This window comes from Streptomyces sp. NPDC048643 (assembly GCF_040650615.1).
GTDB lineage: Bacteria > Actinomycetota > Actinomycetes > Streptomycetales > Streptomycetaceae > Streptomyces.
The window spans coordinates 158,923-179,434 of the sequence record NZ_JBEZHO010000014.1 but is presented as its reverse complement, the minus strand read 5'-3'; the positions used below and the strand labels follow the sequence as shown (position 1 = coordinate 179,434).

The following is a 20,512-nucleotide window of genomic DNA, read 5'->3' as shown; positions in this document are numbered from 1 at the left end:
GACAATTGGCGAACCCGGTCCACAGCGCGCCGACCTGCCCGTTCCCGGAGCGGGCGTACGAAGCGCGCTGGACGCTCCCGCCGGGCCCGCGGCCGGCCCCGGGCCCCCGCCCGCCTCGGCCGGGGCGCCGCCGCGGCCGAGGCCGTCCCGGCCCCCCGTCACCGCGTCCGCCGTCACCACCCCCGCGGGAGCACTACGCTCGGGACCCATGAGCGACAGGCACATCAGTCAGCATTTCGAGACCCTCGCGATCCACGCGGGCAACACCGCCGATCCCCTGACCGGCGCGGTCGTCCCGCCGATCTACCAGGTCTCGACCTACAAGCAGGACGGCGTCGGCGGGCTGCGCGGCGGTTACGAGTACAGCCGCAGCGCCAACCCCACCAGGACCGCCCTGGAAGAGAACCTCGCCGCCCTGGAGGGCGGTCGCCGCGGCCTCGCGTTCGCGTCCGGACTGGCGGCCGAGGACTGCCTGTTGCGTACGCTGCTGAGCCCGGGCGATCACGTGGTCATCCCGAACGACGCGTACGGCGGCACGTTCCGTCTCTTCGCGAAGGTCGTCTCCCGCTGGGGCGTGGAGTGGTCCGTCGCCGACACCAGCGACCTGGAGTCGGTGCGCGCGGCCATCACCCCGAAGACGAAGGTCATCTGGGTCGAGACGCCCTCCAACCCGCTGCTCGGCATCACGGACATCGCCGCGGTCGGGCAGGTCGCGCGGGACGCGGGCGCCCGGCTCGTCGTCGACAACACCTTCGCCACGCCGTACCTCCAGCAGCCGCTGGCCCTCGGCGCGGACGTCGTCGTGCACTCCCTGACCAAGTACATGGGCGGCCACTCGGACGTCGTCGGCGGCGCCCTGGTCACCGGGGACCAGGAACTCGGCGAGGAGCTGGCGTACCACCAGAACGCCATGGGCGCGGTCGCCGGGCCCTTCGACTCCTGGCTGGTGCTGCGCGGCACCAAGACGCTCTCCGTGCGCATGGACCGGCACAGCGAGAACGCGGGCCGCGTCGCGGACATGCTCAGCCGGCACGCGCGCGTGACGCGTGTCCTGTACCCGGGTCTTCCGGAGCACCCCGGTCACGAGATCGCCGCGAAGCAGATGCGGGCGTTCGGCGGCATGGTGTCCTTCCGGGTCGCGGGTGGCGAGGAGGCGGCCGTCGAGGTCTGCAACCGCGCCAAGGTGTTCACGCTCGGTGAGTCGCTGGGCGGCGTGGAGTCGCTGATCGAGCACCCGGGACGCATGACGCACGCGTCGGTGGCCGGATCCGCCCTGGAGGTCCCCGGTGACCTCGTCCGCATCTCCGTGGGCATCGAGAACATCGACGACCTGCTCCAGGACCTGCAGCAGGCCCTCGGATAGCGGACGACGCCGTCACCAGTTCGACAGGGGTGGAGTCGTCTCCGACGGCGGCTCCACCCACGGCTGAACCGTCACGGCCCAGATCACGAAGACCACGGCCGCGGCGCACAGCACCACCCACATGACCCGCCGCGCCGCCCTCCTGCGGCGCAGCATGCGCCCGCCACGGCGTACGACCTCGCCGTACAGGTCGGGTGGGACCGCCGGCGGGGTCCGCTCCAGCATGTGACGTACGGCCGCCTCACGCTCCGGCAGGTTCATGACGGAGCCACCTCCATCCGGGCGGGCGCCGGGCCGCGCGGCGGATGGAGCAGCGTCGCCGTCGCCCGCGCGCAGATCACCCGTACGCGCTCCACGGGGAGCCCGAGCAGGGCCGCCGTCTGTTCGTCGGCGACGCCCTCGTACAGCCTGAGGACGAGGATCAGCCGTTCGTGGGGCGTGAGCGGGGCCAGGACGCTGTCCGGGGCCGGGGAGGGGCGCAGTCGCCCGAGCCCGCCGTACTGGTGCCAGGCGGCCCGCTGGAAGCGCACGGCGAGCTGCTGGCGGGTGCTGTCGTAGGGGTCCTCGCCGTGCAGCCGGTCCCAGATGGCGTACGTGTGGGCGAGGGACAGGGTGAGCAGGCGCCGCGCGCGCGGGTTGGCGTCCCCGGGCTCCGCCGTGAGGAGGGTGGCGGTGTGCAGCAGCCGTCCCGCCGCGCCCGCGACGAACGCCTCGAACTCCCGGGCCCGGCGGACGCCTTGGGACGCATGCCGTTCTCGCACCATGCCTCCCGCCTGAGGGCGACCTGTGGAAGCGGGTCCGCGGCCGCGTGCGGCCCGCCGCACCGCGTGCGACGAGGACCCGGTCTCATATGAGGGCAGCCGCGGCCTTCCGGTCAAGAGTCCCGCGCACACGCGCGGGTGAACGGCGGCCTCGCGCGCGTGCCTCGCGCGTACGCACGCGCGCGTGAAGGTCACGGAGGCCGGGGGCGCCCGGAACGGGGCACGGCGCCCGCGAGGCTCAGGAGGACGGTTCGGAGTCCGCCGCCGGTACGCCCTGGGAGGCCTGGCGGGCGGAGAGCGCGGTGTTGAAGCGGGTGAGGAGGGAGCAGAACGCCTCGCGCTCCTCCGGCTCCCAGCCGGTGGTCAGTTCGGCCATCAACTGGCGCCGGGAGGTGCGCACTTCGTCAAGCCGGGACTGGCCGCGCGGCGACAGCTGGAGCACCACGGCGCGCCCGTCCTCGGGGTGCGAGGTGCGCTTGACGAGTCCGGTGTCGACGAGCGGGGCGACCTGCCGGGTGACCGTCGAGGAGTCGATCCCCATGCTCGCGGCGAGCGCCTTGACGCCCATCGGACCTTCCTTGTCGAGGCGGTTGAGCAGCAGGTACGCGGCGCGGTCCATGGAGTTGCGCACCTGCCCCACCCCGCCGAGCCGGGTCTGTTCCGCACGGCGCGCGAAGACCGCGACCTCGTGCTGGAGGGTTTCGAGGAGACCGGTGTCACCGACGGTCGTCATGTCCATCGACATTTCTGGTGTTGTGGGCATGGCCGGGGGCTCAATTCATGCGTGGGGAGCTGGGTTGGGGGACAGGGTACGCGGCTGGGGCGCGGGCCGTACCGGGGCTGCGTAAACCCGGTCTCGGAGGGTGGTCACGACGGGAGTGCGCCCGCGTGAACTGCGAGACTGGGGGTCATGAGCTACGGCACGGCTGACTCCTTTCCCAGTGTGACTCTCGATGACGTGCGCGGCGCGCAGAAGATGCTCACCGGGGTGGCGCGGACGACCGCGATGGAGGGCAGTCGGTACCTGACGCGGCTGGTGGGGGCGCCGGTGCACCTCAAGTGCGAGAACCTCCAGCGGACGGGTTCCTTCAAGCTGCGCGGTGCCTACGTGCGGATCGCGGGTCTGCTCCCTGAGGAGCGCGCCGCGGGTGTCGTCGCGGCGAGCGCGGGAAACCACGCGCAGGGGGTCGCGCTCGCGTCCTCGTTGCTCGGGGTGCGGTCCACGGTTTTCATGCCGACCGGGGCCCCGCTGCCGAAGGTCGCGGCCACCCGGCACTACGGCGCCGAGGTGAGGCTGCACGGTCAGGTGGTCGACGAGACGCTGGCCGCCGCGCAGGAGTACGCGGCACGTACGGGGGCGGTGTTCATCCACCCCTTCGACCACCCCGACATCATCGCGGGGCAGGGCACGGTCGGCCTGGAGATCCTGGAGCAGTGCCCCGAGGTGCGCACGATCGTCGTGGGCATCGGCGGCGGCGGGCTCGCGGCGGGTGTCGCGGTCGCGGTGAAGGCGCTGCGCCCGGACGTACGGGTCGTCGGGGTGCAGGCCGAGGGTGCGGCGGCGTACCCGCCCTCGCTGGCGGCCGGGCGGCCGGTGTCGATCGACCGGCCGGCGACGATGGCCGACGGCATCAAGGTGGGCCGCCCCGGCGACGTGCCGTTCCGGCTCGTCGAGGACCTGGTCGACGAGGTCCGCACGGTTTCCGAGAACAACCTGTCCAGCGCGCTGCTGCTGTGCCTGGAGCGCGCCAAGCTGGTCGTCGAGCCGGCCGGCGCGAGCCCCGTCGCGGCACTGCTGGCCGATCCGGAGGCCTTCGAGGGCCCGGTCGTGGCGCTGCTGTCGGGCGGGAACGTGGACCCGCTGCTGATGCAGCGGATCCTGCGGCACGGCATGGCGGCGGGCGGGCGCTACCTCGCCGTCACACTGCGGCTGACCGACCGGCCCGGCGCTCTGGCCACGCTTCTCGGGGTGTTGTCAGTGGCGGATGCCAATGTTCTCGATGTGAGTCACGTACGGACCGATCCGCGGCTCGGACTCACGGAGGTGGAGGTCGAGCTGCAGCTGGAGACGAAGGGGCCCGAGCACTGCGCCGAGGTCAATCTGGCGCTGCGCGAGGCGGGTTACACGGTCATCGACTGAGATCGGCGCCGTTGTCACCGTCCGGTCGCCCTCCGTGGCAAAACCCATTGAGAGACGCGATACATCGCGTTATGGTGTGTGTGTCGACTCGGCTCGCTGTCCGGGTGGGGTCGCACCGGGAAAACTATGCTCATTGGGTAAAAATCCGAGAAATCCCCAAAGACGTGGAGAACTCTTATGCCAGGCGCCATCTATGCCGAAGGCCTGGTGAAGACCTTCGGTGACGTAAGGGCTCTGGACGGCGTCGACCTCGATGTCCCGGAAGGCACCGTCCTCGGCCTCCTCGGGCCGAACGGCGCGGGCAAGACGACCGCCGTCCGCTGTCTCACCACCCTGCTGCGCCCCGACAGCGGCAAGGCCGTGGTCGCGGGCATCGACGTGCTCAAGAACCCGGACGCGGTCCGCCGCAGCATCGGTCTCTCCGGACAGTTCGCCGCGGTCGACGAGTATCTGACCGGCCGGGAGAACCTCCAGATGGTCGGCCAGCTCTACCAGATGCGGGCGAAGGCCGCGAAGGTCCGGGCGGCCGAGCTGCTGGACCAGTTCAACCTCACGGACGCGGCCGACCGCACCACGAAGACCTACTCCGGCGGTATGCGCCGCCGGCTCGACCTGGCGGCCGCCCTCGTGGTGTCGCCCCCGGTCATGTTCATGGACGAGCCGACGACCGGCCTCGACCCCCGCAACCGCCAGCAGCTGTGGGAGGTCATCAAGCAGCTGGTCTCCGGGGGCACGACCCTGCTGCTGACCACGCAGTATCTGGAAGAGGCCGACCACCTGGCGCACGACATCTGCGTGGTCGACCACGGACGCGTCATCGCCCGCGGCACCGCCGACGAGCTCAAGGCGCAGACCGGCGGCGAGCGTGTCGAGGTCGTGGTGCACGAGCGCGACCGCATCGCGACCGCCTCCGAGGTGCTCCGCGGCTTCGGCAAGGGCGAGACCACGGTCGAACAGCACACCCGCAAGCTCACGGTGCCGGTCAGCGGCGGCGCCAAGCTCCTCGCGGAGGTCATCCGCGAACTGGACGCGCGCGGCATCGAGATCGACGACATCGGCCTGCGCCGCCCCACCCTCGACGACGTCTTCCTCTCCCTCACCGGCCACGCCGCCGAGCAGGAGACCGCGGAGGGCGACCCGGAAGCCGACGCCGACCGGCGCAGCAAGGAGACCGCGAAATGACCGCCGCCACCGACACCGTGCAGGTCATGCCGCGCGGGAACGCCATCGGCCAGTCCGTCAGGGACTCCCTGGTCATGGCCAAGCGGAACCTGATCAGGATGTCCCGGATCCCGGAGGTGGTGATCTTCGGGCTGATCCAGCCGATCATGTTCGTGGTGCTGTTCACCTACGTGTTCGGCGGCTCCATGAAGATCGGCGGCAGCACCAGCTCCTCCGCCTACACCAACTTCCTGATGGCCGGCATCTTCGCGCAGACCGTCACGTTCGCGACCGCCGGCGCCGGCGCGGGCATCGCCGACGACATGCACAAGGGCCTAGTCGACCGCTTCCGCTCGCTCCCCATGGCGCGCGGCGCGGTACTCACCGGCCGCACCCTGGCCGACCTCGTGCAGACCGCGCTGACCCTGCTCGTCCTCGCGGGGGTCGCCCTGCTGGTCGGCTGGCGCGTCGGCTCGTACGGCAGCACGAACGCGTTCCGGGTCGCCGGGGCCTTCGGCCTGCTGCTCCTGCTCGGGTACGCGTTCACCTGGATCGGAGCGCTGATCGGCCTGTCCGTGCGGACGCCCGAGGCGGCCACGTCCGGCGGACTGATCTGGCTCTTCCCGGTCACCTTCATCTCGAACGCGTTCGTGGACACCAGCAACATGACGCCCTGGCTGCGGCACGTCGCGGACTGGAACCCGTTCAGCGCCACCGTGCAGGCCTGTCGCATCCTGTTCGCCAACCCCGGGCAGTCCACGTCGAACGCCTGGCCCATGCAGCACTCGGTGTGGGCCTCGGTCATCTACTCGGTGCTCATCGTGCTGATCTTCCGGACCCTCGCGGTCCGCAAGTACCGCTCGGCCACGGCGTGAGCCGTACCCGGTGACCCGCCCGGTGACCCGCCCGGTGACCCGCCGGGTGTGAGCGGGGCCGGACATGGCGATGCCCCCGGCTTCCGGCCGGGGGCATCGCTGTCGTCGCTGGTCCTGGGCTCAGCCCTGGTAGGGCACGGCCTTGAGGATCTTCACCTTGGCGAGCTTGCCGTTCGGCAGCTCGTACTGGGCGTCCTCGCCGACCGACTTGCCGGTCACGCCGGAGCCCAGCGGGGACTGCGGGGAGAAGGTCTCGATGTCGGAGCTCGCGTACTCGCGGGAGGCGAGCAGGAAGTCCAGGGTGTCGTCCTCGTCGCCGTCGAAAGCGATGGTGACGACCATGCCCGGTGCGACCGCGCCGTCCGCCGCGGGAGCCTCGCCGACCTTGGCGTTCTCCAGGAGCTGGGTCAGCTGGCGCACACGGAGCTCCTGCTTGCCCTGCTCTTCCTTGGCCGCGTGATACCCGCCGTTCTCGCGCAGGTCCCCCTCCTCGCGCGCGGCCGCGATCTTGGCGGCGATCTCCGTGCGCGCAGGACCAGACAGGTGATCCAGCTCGGCCTTGAGCTGGTTGTACGCCTCCTGGGTCAGCCAGGTGACGTTCTCGCTGGTCTGGGTCACAGGTGCTCCTCGTAGGTACTGGGATACAAAGCATCGCCCTACCCAGAAGAATGTGCTTTCACGGGTGGGCGAAACCACGAGCCTAACAATTCAGTGGCTCGGAGGGGAGGACATAAGACGTCAGAATTACGTCGACGCAGGTCAGCGTCGGATACCGACAGTGATCACCGGGCCGCGTCCGGCCGCCCGGCGCCGCGTGGCCGGCGATCGCTCAGCCGCTGTGGCAGCCGAGGAGTTCCGCCGTGGTGCCCCGGCCCGTCGTCCGCAGCGTGACGACCTTGTCGACGCGGGACGCGTCCTGGTCGAAACGGAAGTCCGCGCGGCCCACCTCGACGCCGTCGGCGTCCTGCGACCGCACGGTGCAGTAGCCGCTCGAACCGGCGTCCTTGTGGACCTCGAGGTGCGCCTCGACCGCGGTGTCCGAGACGGCCTTGAAGGTGATCACCTGGGCGCTGATCTTGGTGCCGCCGATGTAGTCGTAGCCGAACCAGCCGATCAGAGCGATCAGGACGACACCGAGGACACCCCCGACGACCTTCAGCTTGCGGTCCGCCCGCTCGTCCGCGGAGCGGCCGTACCGGCCCTCGGGCAGCCGCGTGCTCGCCGTGGTCATGATCGTCCTCTCGGCCGGGCCCCCGAACGGGGACCCCGGAATTATTCGCCCCCCGATTCCGTCACTATAGAAGCCGCCCATCGCGCTGATTCACGCCGGGCGCCGACAGCCGACCTACCCAGGCGACAGCCGACCGACCGAGGATTGAGTCTTGACTGACCAGCTGCGACTGATGGCCGTGCACGCCCACCCCGACGACGAGTCGAGCAAGGGCGCGGCCACCATGGCGAAGTACGTGTCCGAGGGGGTGGACGTGCTGGTCGTGACCTGCACGGGCGGGGAGCGCGGCTCCATCCTCAACCCCAAGCTGCAGGGTGACAAGTACATCGAGGAGCACATCCACGAGGTACGCAAGAAGGAGATGGACGAGGCCCGCGAGATCCTCGGCGTCAAGCAGGAGTGGCTCGGCTTCGTCGACTCGGGCCTGCCCGAGGGCGACCCGCTGCCCCCGCTCCCCGAGGGCTGCTTCGCCCTGGAGGACGTCGACAAGGCGGCCGGCGAGCTCGTCCGGCAGATCCGCTCGTTCCGCCCGCAGGTGATCACCACCTACGACGAGAACGGCGGCTACCCGCACCCCGACCACATCATGACCCACAAGATCACGATGGTGGCGTTCGAGAGCGCGGCGGACACCGAGAAGTACCCCGAGGCGGAGTTCGGCCCGGCCTTCCAGCCGCGGAAGCTCTACTACAACCAGGGCTTCAACCGCCCCCGCACCGAGGCGCTGCACCACGCCCTCCTCGACCGGGGCATGGAGTCGCCGTACGGGGACTGGCTGAAGCGCTGGAGCGAGTTCGAGCGCACCGAGCGCACGCTGACCACGCACGTTCCCTGTGCGGACTTCTTCGAGATCCGGGACAAGGCGCTCATCGCGCACGCCACCCAGATCGACCCGGACGGCGGCTGGTTCAAGGTCCCCATGGACCTCCAGCGGGAGGTCTGGCCGACCGAGGAGTACGAGCTCGCGAAGTCGCTCGTCGATACATCCCTCCCCGAGGACGACCTCTTTGCGGGCATCCGCGACAATGCCTGACATGAGCGCAAGCCTGGCACTGACGCACCTCGTCCCCCTCGCCAAGGAGGTCGACGAGAACAAGGTCACCCCCGGCGTCCTCGGCTTCATCGTCTTCGCGGTGATGGCCCTGGCCGTCTGGGGTCTGATGAAGTCCATGAACCGCCACATGGGCAAGGTCACCTTCCCCGAGGACGCCGACACCACAGCGGACTCCGGCACCGCCGACCGCACCGCCTCCGCCGCGGCGGCCACCGGCACCGGCACCGCGGGCTCCGGCTCCGGCGGAGCCGCACCCGCCAAGGGCTGACCACGGCTTTCCCGGGCCCCCACAGCGGGGCCCGGGCGGCCCGCCCGGCGGGGACTCAGTCCCGCGCCGCCCCCACCGCCACGCCCATCACGTCACGGGCGTGGCGGCCCGGCACCATGCCCAGACGCCACGCCTGCCAGCCCGCGTCCAGATCCACGCCCCGCTCCAGCAGGAGCTGGTAGGCCTCGATGCAGTCGTCCAGCTTCCCGTCCCGCGTCGCGTGGCCGGTCCGCGAGAGCTGCGCCAGCTCCTCCTGGGCCACCGCCGCCCCCACCTCGTAACCACCGGGCGCCGCGTACGGGAGCAGGGTGCTGCGCAGGAAGCGCGCCCAGTCCTCGCCGCGGTGGTCGCCGTACGACGCGAACAGGCCGACGGCCTCGTCGCACAGCGCCATGGCCTGCTGGGCGCGGCCGTTGCCCGCGTCGACCACGGCGAGCTCCAGACACGTCCAGGCCTCGCCGTGCGCCACGCCGATGCGCCGGAAGTCCGCCCGGGCGTCCACCAGGAGCTGGCGGGCGAAGCCGGAATTGCGCAGCGAACCCGTCTGCGCGGCCCGCTGGTCGCGGGTCACCCGGGCCGAATGGTGACGGGCGCACGCCAGCCCGTACACGTCCCGCATCCGGGAGAACATCGTCCGCGAGCGCTCCAGCTCGCGAACCGCCTGGTCGAGATTGCCGGTCTCCTCCAGTGCCTGGCCCAGGTAGTAGACCGTCCACGCCTCGCCGCGCGCGTCCTCGTTCTCCCGGTGACGCGACGCCGCCTGGCGCAGCCCGTCGACCGCGGACGACGGGTCGCCCTCCACGAGCCGGGCCCGGGCCAGCTGGGTCAGCGCCCAGGCCTCACCGCGGGCATCGCGCGTACGACCGTACAGATCGAGCGCCTCACGCAGCTCCCGGTCGGCGCGCGGCACGTCGCCCATGCGCAGCCCGAGCTGCCCCAGCTGGAAGTGCGCCCACGCCTCGCCGTGCACCGACCCGCTCGCGCGGTGCAGGACCAGTGCCTCGGTGAGCAGGTCCAGCGCCTGGGCGAGCCGGGACCTGTCACGCTCCACCGCCGCCAGCGCGTGCATCGTCCACGCCCGGTCCGCCGCCAGCTCGAGGGAGGCCTGCAGGTCCATGGCCTCCTGGAGCTTGGCCGCCGCCTCGGTCAGATTGCCCTGGTGGTGCAGCGTGATGCCCAGCGAGCACAGCGCCCGCGCCGCGCCCGCGTCGTGGTGCGCCTCGAAGTACAGGTCGACCACCGACGCCAGCGTGGTCCGCGCCTTGTCCAGCTCTCCCAGCTGACGGGCCGCGATACCGGTGCGCCACTGCACCGAACGGACCAGCAGCCCCTGGTCGACGGCCTGCGTCAGCTCGCTGATCTCGCCGAGGCGGTACAGGTCGCCGCGCAGCAGGCAGTAGTCGCACAGGGCGCCCAGCAGGTTCAGGACCGCGGACTGGTTCACCCCCTCCGCGTGCCGCAGGGCCGCCGTGATGAAGCTGGACTCGTCGTCCAGCCAGCGCAGCGCGGCGTCCAGCGAGGTGAAGCCGTGCGGCCCGAACTGGTCGGCGCGCGTCGACGTCTTCCCGTCGACCAGGCGGATCACGGAGTCGGCCAGCTCCGCGTAGTTCACGATCAGGCGCTCCTGCGCCGCCGTGCGTTCCGCCTCCTCCTCCTCGTCGAGGAGACGGGCCGCGGCGAAGGCCCGGACGAGGTCGTGCAGGCGGTACCGGCTGCCGCGCACGTGGTCGATCAGACCCGCCTGCGACAGGGCCGTCAGATGCCGGGTCGCCTCGGGTTCGTCGGTCGCGAGGAGCGAGGCCGCCGCGGCGGCACCGAGCGAGGCCCGGCCGGCCAGCGCCAGCCGGCGCAGCAGCCGGCGGCCCATGTCCGACTGATCCGTGTACCGCAGCCACAGCACCCGCTCCACGGGCTCCACCGGGCCGTAAGCCGCCAGGTCGGTCGCGAGCTGACGAGCGGTACGCGGACCGAGCGACGAGCCCGCCACGCGCAGCGCCAGCGGCAGCCCGCCGCACAACTCCCGTACCTGGTCGGTGGATTCGGCGTCGTACGGGCCGGAGCGGTCCTGCGCCGACGCGGTGAGCAGTTCCTCCGCGCCCGCCGTGTCCAGGGCCTCGACGGGCAACTGGTGCACCCAGGCCGCAAGGTCGGCCGGCAGGTCGAGCGGCTTGCGCGCGGTGACCAGGACGAGGCTCTCCGAGCGCTCCGGTACGAGGGTGCGCACCTGCTCGGCGTCGCTCGCGTCGTCCAGCACGATCGTCACCGGCAGGCCCGTCAGATGCTGGTGGTACAGCTCGCTCAACCGTCTGGCCTGCTGGTCCTGCGAGGAACGCTCACGGAACAGGAGCTGCTCGCGGGGCGCGCCCAGCCGGTTCAGCAGATGGAGCAGGGCGTCGCGTGTGGTGAGCGGCGGGTCGTCCGGGCTGTCGCCCCGCAGGTCCACCACGCACGCGCCGCGGAACTGGTCCTTGAGGGCGTGCGCCGCGCGGATCGCGAGCGTGCTGCGGCCGGAGCCGGGCGCGCCGTGCAGCACGACGACCGTCGGCTTCGTCTCCGTGCTCGCGCGGGCCGCCTGCACCCACTGTGCGACCCGGGACAGCTCGGTCCGCCGACCGGCGAACGGGCCCTCCGACTCCGGCAGTTGACCGAAGGACTGCTCCAGGACACTGCGCCTGCGGGCCGCCGCGCTCTTGTCGGTGCGCCGCAACTGGGGCGCACCCTTCTTCGCGCCGGTCGACGCGTTGAGCACCCGCTGCTGGTCGAGGAACGGCCGGATACCCCGTACCTCCAGGGCGGTCAGCCACTGGAGCCGCAGCTGTTCGGGGCCGCCCGGCTGGCCCAGCGCCCCGGCCCGGCGGCTCGCGGCCGGCATGTGCGTGGCCGTCACCTTGAGGACGGTGGTCGCGGCGCCCGCCACCGCCACCGTCGCCCCGGTGCCGACGGCCGTGCCCGCGCCGGTACCGAGCGCCAGGTCGGCCACGACGGCCGCTAAGGCACCGACGGCGGCCACCAGCAGGGGAGTTCCGGAACCCTCGCGCGCGTAACGCTGCCCGAACGTCTGCTGTCCCGCCGCCGCCTCGTCCAGAGCCCGGGTGTACGTCTCGTACTCCTCCGCGGCGGTCCCCGCCATCGCGTCGAGCGCGGCTCGCGCCCGCGACAACAGCACCCCGCCGTCGACACGCCCTCCCGAGCGGCGCACCTCCTCCTCGACGGCCCTGGCCAACAGGCGCTCGGCCTCCGCCCGGTGGCTGTCCCGCATGTCACGTCCCCCTCCGGCAGCAACTCCTTGGCCTATGAGTGTCCTTCGGGAGCGACCTGAGCGCGAGAGGGCCGACGATCACCGTTCGGCGGCCGGCCGCGGGGCGGGCCGCGTTGGGCGGATCGGGTGGTGCGCCCGCGCCGGGCCCGCAGGCCGTCCCGCCACGGGCGGGGACCGGTCAGGCAGGATGGAAGCATGCCGAACCGACTGGCCCATGAGACGTCCCCCTACCTGCTCCAGCACGCCGACAACCCCGTCGACTGGTGGCCCTGGTCGGCCGAGGCCTTCGAGGAGGCACGCAGGACCGGCCGGCCCGTCCTGCTGAGCGTCGGATACAGCAGTTGTCACTGGTGCCACGTCATGGCCCACGAGTCCTTCGAGGACGAGGCGACCGCCGCCTACCTGAACGAGCACTTCGTGAGCGTCAAGGTCGACCGGGAGGAGCGGCCCGACGTCGACGCCGTCTACATGGAGGCCGTGCAGGCGGCGACCGGGCAGGGCGGCTGGCCCATGACGGTCTTCCTCACCCCGGACGCCGAGCCGTTCTACTTCGGCACCTACTTCCCGCCCGAGCCCCGCCACGGCATGGCCTCCTTCCGGCAGGTCCTGGAGGGTGTGTCCGGTGCCTGGGCCGAGCGGCGCGACGAGGTCGCGGAGGTCGCGGGGAAGATCACCCGCGATCTCGCCGAGCGGGAGATGAACTTCGGGGACAGCAGCGCGCCCGGCGAGGAGGACCTGGCCGGCGCGCTGCTCGGCCTCACCCGGGAGTACGACGCCACGCGCGGCGGCTTCGGCGGGGCGCCCAAGTTCCCGCCGTCCATGGTGATCGAGTTCCTGCTGCGCCACCACGCGCGGACCGGCTCCGAGGGTGCGCTCCAGATGGCCGTCGACACGTGCGAACGGATGGCCCGCGGCGGCCTGTACGACCAGCTCGGCGGCGGTTTCGCGCGCTACTCCGTCGACCGCGACTGGGTGGTCCCGCACTTCGAGAAGATGCTCTACGACAACGCCCTGCTCTGCCGCGTCTACGCCCATCTCTGGAGGGCCACCGGGTCCGAGTCGGCCCGCCGGGTCGCGCTGGAGACCGCCGACTTCCTGGTGCGTGAACTCCGCACCACAGAAGGCGGGTTCGCCTCGGCTCTGGACGCCGACAGCGACGACGGGAGCGGGCGGCACGTCGAGGGCGCGTACTACGCGTGGACGCCCGCGGAGCTGCGCGAGGTGCTCGGGGACGCGGACGCCGAACTCGCCGCCCGGCACTTCGGCGTGACCGAGGAGGGCACCTTCGAGGAGGGTGCCTCGGTGCTCCAACTGCCCCAGCAGGAAGGCGTCGTCGACGCGGAGAAGGTCGCCTCGCTGCGGGAGCGGCTGCTCGCCGCGCGCGCCGAGCGGCCCGCCCCCGGACGGGACGACAAGGTGGTCGCGGCGTGGAACGGCCTCGCGGTGGCCGCCCTCGCGGAGACCGGCGCCTACTTCGACCGCCCCGACCTGGTGGAGGCCGCGATCGGCGCCGCCGACCTCCTCGTACGCCTGCACATGGACGAGCACGCCCGGCTCGCCCGGACCAGCAAGGACGGCCAGGTCGGTTCGAACGCCGGGGTGCTGGAGGACTACGCGGACGTGGCCGAGGGCTTCCTCGCGCTGGCGTCCGTCACCGGGGAGGGCGTCTGGCTGGAGTTCGCCGGATTCCTGCTCGACCACGTCCTCGCACAGTTCACGGACGCGGAGTCGGGCGCCCTGTACGACACGGCGGCGGACGCCGAGCAGTTGATCCGCCGCCCGCAGGACCCGACCGACAACGCGACGCCCTCCGGGTGGAGCGCGGCGGCCGGGGCGCTGCTGACGTACGCCGCGCAGACCGGCGCCGAGCCCCATCGCGCCGCCGCCGAGCGGGCGTTGGGCGTCGTGAAGGCGCTGGGCCCGCGCGCGCCCCGGTTCATCGGCTGGGGGCTCGCGGTCGCCGAGGCGCTGCTCGACGGTCCCCGGGAGGTCGCGGTCGTCGGCGACGCGGGTGACCCGGCGACAACGGCCCTGCGGCGTACGGCACTTCTGGGTACCGCGCCGGGCGCCGTGGTGGCGTTCGGGGCACCGGAGAGCGACGAACTGCCGCTGCTCGCCGGGCGGCCCCTGGTGGACGGCAGTCCGGCCGCGTACGTCTGCCGTCACTTCGTGTGCGACGCCCCGACGACCGACCCCGAGGAGCTGCGCGCGACCCTGATCAGCCCGAACGCCTGATCAGCCCGAACGCCTGAGTCGCGACGCCTGCTTCAGCCCCGGCGTCACGTGCCGAACTCCGCGAGGGCGCGTTCCACGACGGTCTCCAGCCGGTCGTGGTGCGCGCCCTTCCAGTAGGCGCGCCCGCACTCCCCGCACTGCGCGAACACGTCGTACGACCGCTCGGTTCCGCCCGCCAGCTGGTCGGCGACCTGTTCCTTGGTCGCCCTGGCGAGCAGGCCGTTGCACGCGGTGCAGCGGGTCCACGGGTTCAGCTCGGGCGCGAACCGGCCCAGTACGTCGCGAAGTTGGTCGTCGGGCCGGGTGCTGTAGACGAAGCCGCCGGCCCACAGCTCACGGCGGCGCAGCAGTCCGCGGTCGCGGCTGAGCAGGACGCGCCGCTCGGCCGCGGACCGGGTGGCGAGGGCGGGGTCCCCGATGTCGGTGGACTCGTAGGCCGCGTCGACGCCGAGGAGCCGCAGCCGGCGGGCGAGGGTGCCGAGGTGGACGTCGAGGAGGAAGCGCAGCGGCGCCCCGGGGACGCGCTGCGGTCGCTCGACGGCGTGGACCCGTACCGACTCGCCGGCCGCCGGGATGTGCGAGAAGGGCACCTCCGCGCCGTCCACGACCAGGGCGCCGACCTCGGTGAGCGGGACGCCGAGCGACTCGACGACGTGGCCGAGGGTGGAGGAGCCGTCGGTGGCGGCGGGGGTGGCCCCGGTGCGGCGGGCGTGCGGGACGAACAGCCCCAGTTCGGGGGCGAATTCGATGTGGATCTCCGGTCCGTTCACGCGGTCAGGATGGCATGCGGGGCGCGCCCGAGGCCTCCGGGTTTCCCGGCGGCAGACCGTGCTCCAGGACACTGACGGTCCGGTCGACGAGGTCGGCGAAGTCCTCCCGGTGGCCGGTCTCGGCCCAGTACAGGGAGGTCTCCATGAGTCCGCCGATCAGTGACATGGCGAAGACGCGGACCTCCAGGCTCTCCGGGTCCCGGCCGACGCGTTCCGCGATGGCCCGGCTGAGCAGTCTTCCGGTGACCGAGGCGCTCTCCATCATCCGGGACCGCACCGCGGGGACCTCGACCATCAGCCGGGTCCGCAGCCGGGAGACCTCGGGGTCCTCCGACGCGCCGAGGCCGATGGCCTTGCGGAGCACATGGCGCAGGGAGTCGAACCACGCTTCGTCGGCCGGGCGCTCCCGCAGTTCCTGTTCCAGCAGGGGGTCGTACTCGTCGGTGAGGACGATGTCCTCCTTGGTGGGGAAGTACCGGAACACGGTGGAGGGGGAGACCTCGGCCGCCTCCGCGATCTGCTCGATGGTCGTGGCGTCGTACCCCTGCGCCTCGATGAGCCGGTACGTCGCCTCGCGGATCGCGATGCGGGTCTTGATCTTCTTCCGTTCGCGGAGCCCCGGCTGGGGCTCCGCGGCGGGAGTGGAACTCTGTGCGGTGGCGGCCATGGTCCTCATTGTCCGGCATCGGCCGTGGCCGGGGCCATGGTGGTGTCCTCCTCGGGTGCGGGGGCGGACGTCCGGGTGCCGGGCAGCAGGGCGGCGGCCAGCAGGGCGGTGACCAGCGCGGCGACGCCACTGACGAGCAGGACGAGGTCCATGCCGTGGATGTAGGCGGCGTCGGCGGAGGCGGCGAGGGCGTGGTCGCCGAGCCGGGCGGCCACCACGTGTGCGCCGACCACGGAGTCGCCGGCGGTGTCCGCGGCGGCGTGGGGCAGCGCGGAGGTGTCGAGCCGGTCGGTGTACGCGCTCGCCAGCAGCGAGCCGAGCAGGGCGATGCCGATCGCGCCGCCCACCTGGCGCACGGTCATCAGCAGGCCGGAGCCGCTGCCGGCCCGGTCGCGGGGGAGGGCGCCGAGGGCGGCGGACATCGCGGGGACGACGGCGAAGCCGAAGCCGAGCCCGGCGACGGACAGCCACAGCGCGGTGAAGCCGTAACCGTCGTCGACGGTCGTGCGGCTGCCGAGGAACGCGGCGAAGGCGAGCGTGACGAGACCGGCGCTGATCACCGCGCGTGCCCCGAACCGGGCGAGCAGTGGCTGGGCCGCCCGGGAGGCGATCAGTAGTCCGCCCATCATCGGCAGCATCCGTACGCCGGTCGCCAGCGCGTCGTGGCCGAGAACCGCCTGGAGGTACTGCGGCAGGACGAACATCAGACCGGAGAGAACGAACATGACGAGGGTCGCGGCGAGGGTGTTCAGCAGGAAGCCGCGCTGGCTGAGCAGGGAGAGATCGAGCATCGGGCGGGCGGCGCGGCGTTCGCGGACGACGAGCAGCGCGATCAGGACGAGCGAGGCGGCGAAGCAGGCCAGCACGAGCGGGTCGCCCCAGCCGCGTCCCGGGGCCTCGATGATGGCGTAGATCAGCACGCTGAGGCCGACCGCGGTGAGCGCGGTGGAGACGGTGTCGACCTTGGGTGAGCCCGGGTCGCGGGTCTCGGGGAGCAGGAGGACGCAGGCGGCGATGCCGATGGCGGCCATCGGCACGTTGACCAGGAACACCGAGCCCCACCAGAAGTGGTTCAGCAGCCAGCCGCCGATGATCGGGCCGAGGGGCAGGCCGAGCGCGGAGGCCGCGGAGACGGCTCCGACGGCCTTGGTGCGCTCGTCGGGTCCGAAGAGCGAGGGCAGTACGGCCAACGCGAGCGGCATGACGAGCGCGCCGCCGACCCCCATCAGGGCGCGGGCGACGATCACCCAGGTCACGTCGGAGACGAGGGCGCCGGCCAGGGATCCGGCGAGGAAGACGCCGAGGCCGGTGATGAGCATCCGGCGGCGTCCGAAGCGGTCGCCGAGCAGGCCCGCCGGAAGCATGAGCGAGGCGAAGACGACGACGTACGCGTCCGCCATCCACTGCTGCTCTCCGGTGGAGGCGCCCAGGTCGCGGGCCATCGTCGGCAGAGCGACGTTGAGGATCGTCATGTCGAAGCCGAGCACGAGCATGCTCGCGACCAGGGCCCCGAGGGCCCACCAGCGGCGCGGGTGGCGCCGGACGTCGTCGTCGTGCGTGATAGTCACCATGAAATGAGAGTAACTCTCAAAAGGTGCTGACTGTCAATCCACTCGGGCTGTCGATCGGGGCTCGCCGTCCGTCCGGGAAACGCGCAGTGGCCGCGGCTGGAAAGCCACGGCCACTGCGGGAGAAGGGGGGTCCGGGGGCGCTGATGGCGCCCCGCGGGGGTCATCCGTGCTGGTAGGCCACCAGGGAGATGCCGACGTAGTGCACGACGAACGCCGCGAGGGTCAGGGAGTGGAAGACCTCGTGGAACCCGAAGTAGCGCGGCGAGGGGTTGGGGCGCTTGATGCCGTAGATGACTCCGCCCGCGCTGTAGAGCAGACCGCCCACGACGACCAGGACGAGGACGGCGATGCCGCCGGTGCGCATGAAGTCCGGGAGGAAGAAGACGGCCGCCCAGCCCATCGCGATGTAGCAGGGGGTGTAGAGCCAGCGCGGGGCGCCGACCCAGAACACCCGGAAGGCGATGCCCGCCGCCGCGGCGGCCCAGATGCTCCACAGGAGCCACTTCCCCTTCGCGTCGGGGAGCAGCAGCATCGTCAGCGGGGTGTAGGTGCCCGCGATGATCAGGAAGATGTTCGCGTGGTCGAGTCTGCGCAGGACGCCGTCCATGCGCGGGCTCCAGTCGCCGCGGTGGTAGAGAGCGCTCACGCCGAACAGCAGGCAGGCCGTCAGGGCGAAGATCCCGCACGCGACACGGCCACGAGGTGAGTCCGCCAGCGTGGTGAGGATCAGTCCGGAGATGAGGGCGGCCGGGAACATGCCGAGGTGCAGCCAGCCGCGGAGCTTGGGCTTGATCTCTTCCGACAGGGTGTGCGCGACAGACGCGTGGCCGGCGGCCGGCGAGTCCGTGGGCGCGTCGGGGACGGACGCAGTCATGGTCCGAATCGTACCTACGGAACCGTAAGTTACGGGTCGGTCCGGCGTAAGGAGCCGCCAATAGTGGCCATGGTCTCACGCGGCCGGCCGGGCGGCGCGGGGGTACTCGCGGTGAACCCGAGGCAAGCGGGGGGAAACCCTCCGGCGAGTGGCGATGCTCACTCCGCTCAGGTGTGAGGCCCTCTGGACATATGGGCGGTTCAGTCGGATGATCAAATGAGTGCGGTCGGCACCGGATGAGCGCCAGGGGGTCAACCACCGTGAAGCATCCGGGTCGCAGCCCCCACGGGGCACAACAACAAAACCCTCATTTAGGAGCAATCGTGGCGCGCGACATCGCGGCTCCCGTCCCGACCAACCACAAGGAACTGATCTCGTGGGTCAACGAGATCGCCGAACTGACCCAGCCGGACAACGTGGTCTGGTGCGACGGATCCGAGGCGGAGTACGAGCGACTGAGCGAGGAGCTCGTCAGCAAGGGCACCTTCCGGAAGCTCGACCCGATCAAGCGCCCCAACTCGTACTACGCGGCCTCCGACCCGACCGATGTCGCCCGGGTCGAGGACAGGACCTTCATCTGCTCCGAGAAGGAGCAGGACGCGGGCCCGACCAACCACTGGAAGGCTCCCGCCGAGATGCGGGAGATCTTCGCGGGGGAGAAGGGCGTCTTCCGCGGCTCCATGAAGGGCCGGACGATGTACGTCGTCCCGTTCTGCATGGGTCCCCTCGGCTCGGACCTCTCCGCGATCGGCGTCGAGATCACCGACTCCGCCTACGTCGCCGTCTCCATGCGCACCATGACCCGCATGGGACAGCCCGTCCTCGACGAACTCGGTACCGACGGCTTCTTCGTGCGTGCTGTGCACACGCTCGGAGCGCCGCTCGCCGAGGGCGAGGCGGACGTGCCGTGGCCGTGCAACTCCACGAAGTACATCTCGCACTTCCCCGAGACCCGCGAGATCTGGTCGTACGGATCGGGCTACGGCGGCAACGCCCTGCTCGGCAAGAAGTGCTACGCCCTGCGCATCGCGTCCGTGATGGCGCGCGACGAGGGCTGGCTCGCCGAGCACATGCTCATCCTCAAGCTGACGCCCCCGCAGGGCGAGTCGAAGTACGTCGCCGCCGCCTTCCCGAGCGCCTGCGGCAAGACGAACCTCGCCATGCTGGAGCCCACCGTCTCCGGCTGGACCGTCGAGACCATCGGCGACGACATCGCCTGGATGCGCTTCGGCGAGGACGGCCGGCTGTACGCCATCAACCCCGAGGCCGGTTTCTTCGGCGTCGCGCCCGGCACCGGTGAGCACACCAACGCCAACGCGATGAAGACCCTGTGGGGCAACTCCGTCTTCACCAACGTGGCGCTCACCGACGACAACGACATCTGGTGGGAGGGCATGACGGAGGAGACTCCGGCCCACCTCACCGACTGGAAGGGCAACGACTGGACGCCCGAGTCCGGTTCGCCCGCCGCGCACCCCAACGCCCGCTTCACGGTGCCCGCCTCGCAGTGCCCGATCATCGCGCCCGAGTGGGAGGACCCGAAGGGCGTGCCGATCTCGGCGATCCTCTTCGGCGGCCGCCGTGCCACGGCCGTACCGCTGGTGACGGAGTCCTTCGACTGGAACCACGGCGTCTTCCTCGGCGCGAACGTCGCCTCCGAGAAGACCGCCGCCGCCGAGGGCAAGGTCGGCGAGCTGCGCCGTGACCCGTTCGCCATGCTGCCGTTCTGCGGCTACAACATGGGCGACTACATGGGTCACTGGGTCGACGTCGCCAAGGACAAGGACCAGGCGAAGCTCCCGAAGATCTACTACGTGAACTGGTTCCGCAAGAACGACGCGGGCAAGTTCGTGTGGCCCGGCTTCGGCGAGAACAGCCGTGTCCTGAAGTGGATCGTCGAGCGTCTCGAAGGCAAGGCCGAGGGCGTCGAGACCCCGATCGGCGTCCTGCCGACCCGGGAGTCCCTCGACACCGACGGGCTCGGACTGGCCGACGCCGACCTCGACTTCCTGCTCACGGTCGACAAGGAGGTCTGGCGCGAGGAGGCCGCGCTGGTCCCCGAGCACCTCAACACCTTCGGCGAGCACACCCCGACGGAGCTGTGGGACGAGTACCGCGCGCTGGTGCAGCGCCTGGGCTGACGCGCCCCGCCGCTCCGCGGCCGGTCCCGTTGCCCTGACCTGCGACGTCGTTCGGACCGGCCGCGGTGACAGCACCCCGCCGGGGCCCCGCACACCACTGTGCGGGGCCCCGGCCTCTTTCGTCCCCGGCGCCCCCGCCCGT

The 20,512-nt window shown here is 71.6% G+C and carries 18 protein-coding genes; 8 read left to right on the top strand and 10 right to left on the bottom strand.

Annotation, left to right across the window (positions count from 1 at the left end):
- Nucleotides 1-208: 208 nt before the first annotated feature.
- Nucleotides 209-1,363 (top strand): cystathionine gamma-synthase, encoded by a 1,155-nt coding sequence (locus tag AB0C62_RS17065; protein WP_362973841.1) that lies wholly within the window; start codon nucleotides 209-211, stop codon nucleotides 1,361-1,363.
- 12 nt (nucleotides 1,364-1,375) lie between these two features.
- Here AB0C62_RS17065 and AB0C62_RS17060 read toward each other — a convergent pair whose 3' ends face one another.
- The 3 genes from AB0C62_RS17060 to AB0C62_RS17050 form a co-directional block, all read right to left on the bottom strand.
- The gene (locus AB0C62_RS17060) at nucleotides 1,376-1,624 is read right to left on the bottom strand and encodes a hypothetical protein (RefSeq protein ID WP_362973839.1); all 249 of its coding nucleotides are present in this window, start codon (nucleotides 1,622-1,624) and stop codon (nucleotides 1,376-1,378) included.
- Entirely contained in the window at nucleotides 1,621-2,124 is a 504-nt protein-coding gene (locus AB0C62_RS17055) for a sigma factor-like helix-turn-helix DNA-binding protein (RefSeq protein ID WP_362973863.1), read from the bottom strand. Before AB0C62_RS17055 ends, AB0C62_RS17060 begins: the two co-directional genes overlap by 4 nt.
- A 238-nt stretch (nucleotides 2,125-2,362) precedes the next feature.
- Nucleotides 2,363-2,869 (bottom strand): MarR family transcriptional regulator, encoded by a 507-nt coding sequence (locus tag AB0C62_RS17050; protein WP_355865455.1) that lies wholly within the window; start codon nucleotides 2,867-2,869, stop codon nucleotides 2,363-2,365.
- 165 nt (nucleotides 2,870-3,034) lie between these two features.
- On the opposite strand from AB0C62_RS17050, the gene ilvA reads away from it, so the two are divergent.
- From ilvA to AB0C62_RS17035, 3 genes are all read left to right on the top strand, one after another.
- The gene (ilvA, locus tag AB0C62_RS17045) at nucleotides 3,035-4,264 is read left to right on the top strand and encodes a threonine ammonia-lyase (RefSeq protein ID WP_362973837.1); all 1,230 of its coding nucleotides are present in this window, start codon (nucleotides 3,035-3,037) and stop codon (nucleotides 4,262-4,264) included.
- 177 nt (nucleotides 4,265-4,441) lie between these two features.
- On the top strand, nucleotides 4,442-5,446 hold the full coding sequence (locus AB0C62_RS17040; protein WP_362973835.1) for an ATP-binding cassette domain-containing protein: 1,005 nt from the start codon (nucleotides 4,442-4,444) through the stop codon (nucleotides 5,444-5,446).
- Complete coding sequence (locus AB0C62_RS17035; RefSeq protein WP_362973833.1) at nucleotides 5,443-6,300, top strand: ABC transporter permease; 858 nt, start codon at nucleotides 5,443-5,445, stop codon at nucleotides 6,298-6,300. Before AB0C62_RS17040 ends, AB0C62_RS17035 begins: the two co-directional genes overlap by 4 nt.
- Before the next feature lie 120 nt (nucleotides 6,301-6,420).
- Here the strand turns inward: AB0C62_RS17035 and greA are convergent, their stop codons facing one another.
- Nucleotides 6,421-6,918: a transcription elongation factor GreA gene (gene greA / locus AB0C62_RS17030; protein WP_081219101.1), complete on the bottom strand. Its 498-nt coding sequence runs from the start codon at nucleotides 6,916-6,918 to the stop codon at nucleotides 6,421-6,423.
- A 211-nt stretch (nucleotides 6,919-7,129) separates the two neighbouring features.
- Complete coding sequence (locus AB0C62_RS17025) at nucleotides 7,130-7,531, bottom strand: DUF4307 domain-containing protein (RefSeq protein ID WP_362973831.1); 402 nt, start codon at nucleotides 7,529-7,531, stop codon at nucleotides 7,130-7,132.
- A 151-nt stretch (nucleotides 7,532-7,682) separates the two neighbouring features.
- Between AB0C62_RS17025 and mca the strand changes: the two genes are divergently transcribed.
- Nucleotides 7,683-8,564 (top strand): mycothiol conjugate amidase Mca, encoded by an 882-nt coding sequence (gene mca / locus AB0C62_RS17020; RefSeq protein WP_362973829.1) that lies wholly within the window; start codon nucleotides 7,683-7,685, stop codon nucleotides 8,562-8,564.
- Nucleotides 8,557-8,853 carry a hypothetical protein gene (locus AB0C62_RS17015; protein ID WP_362973827.1) on the top strand — a complete coding sequence of 99 codons (297 nt, stop codon included), beginning with the start codon at nucleotides 8,557-8,559 and terminating at the stop codon, nucleotides 8,851-8,853. Before mca ends, AB0C62_RS17015 begins: the two co-directional genes overlap by 8 nt.
- A gap of 55 nt (nucleotides 8,854-8,908) precedes the next feature.
- On the opposite strand, the gene AB0C62_RS17010 is transcribed toward AB0C62_RS17015, so the two are convergent.
- Nucleotides 8,909-12,112 (bottom strand): tetratricopeptide repeat protein, encoded by a 3,204-nt coding sequence (locus AB0C62_RS17010; protein WP_362973825.1) that lies wholly within the window; start codon nucleotides 12,110-12,112, stop codon nucleotides 8,909-8,911.
- Between the two features lie 195 nt (nucleotides 12,113-12,307).
- Between AB0C62_RS17010 and AB0C62_RS17005 the strand changes: the two genes are divergently transcribed.
- Complete coding sequence (locus AB0C62_RS17005) at nucleotides 12,308-14,347, top strand: thioredoxin domain-containing protein (protein WP_362973823.1); 2,040 nt, start codon at nucleotides 12,308-12,310, stop codon at nucleotides 14,345-14,347.
- Nucleotides 14,348-14,391: 44 nt separating this feature from the next.
- Here AB0C62_RS17005 and AB0C62_RS17000 read toward each other — a convergent pair whose 3' ends face one another.
- The 4 genes from AB0C62_RS17000 to AB0C62_RS16985 all read right to left on the bottom strand — a co-directional run bounded on the left by AB0C62_RS17000 (nucleotide 14,392) and on the right by AB0C62_RS16985 (nucleotide 18,229).
- Nucleotides 14,392-15,117, bottom strand: coding sequence for a Mut7-C RNAse domain-containing protein (locus AB0C62_RS17000; RefSeq protein ID WP_362973821.1), 726 nt, complete (start codon nucleotides 15,115-15,117; stop codon nucleotides 14,392-14,394).
- A 4-nt stretch (nucleotides 15,118-15,121) separates the two neighbouring features.
- Complete coding sequence (locus AB0C62_RS16995; RefSeq protein ID WP_362973819.1) at nucleotides 15,122-15,784, bottom strand: TetR family transcriptional regulator; 663 nt, start codon at nucleotides 15,782-15,784, stop codon at nucleotides 15,122-15,124.
- Nucleotides 15,785-15,789: 5 nt separating this feature from the next.
- Nucleotides 15,790-17,355, bottom strand: coding sequence for an MFS transporter (locus AB0C62_RS16990; RefSeq protein ID WP_362973817.1), 1,566 nt, complete (start codon nucleotides 17,353-17,355; stop codon nucleotides 15,790-15,792).
- Nucleotides 17,356-17,515: 160 nt separating this feature from the next.
- Nucleotides 17,516-18,229, bottom strand: a complete 714-nt coding sequence (locus AB0C62_RS16985; protein WP_362973815.1) for a hemolysin III family protein — start codon at nucleotides 18,227-18,229, stop codon at nucleotides 17,516-17,518.
- A 323-nt stretch (nucleotides 18,230-18,552) separates the two neighbouring features.
- Here AB0C62_RS16985 and AB0C62_RS16980 point away from each other — a divergent pair, with 323 nt between their 5' ends.
- Nucleotides 18,553-20,370 carry a phosphoenolpyruvate carboxykinase (GTP) gene (locus tag AB0C62_RS16980; RefSeq protein WP_362973813.1) on the top strand — a complete coding sequence of 606 codons (1,818 nt, stop codon included), beginning with the start codon at nucleotides 18,553-18,555 and terminating at the stop codon, nucleotides 20,368-20,370.
- The last annotated feature ends 142 nt before the right edge of the window (nucleotides 20,371-20,512 follow it).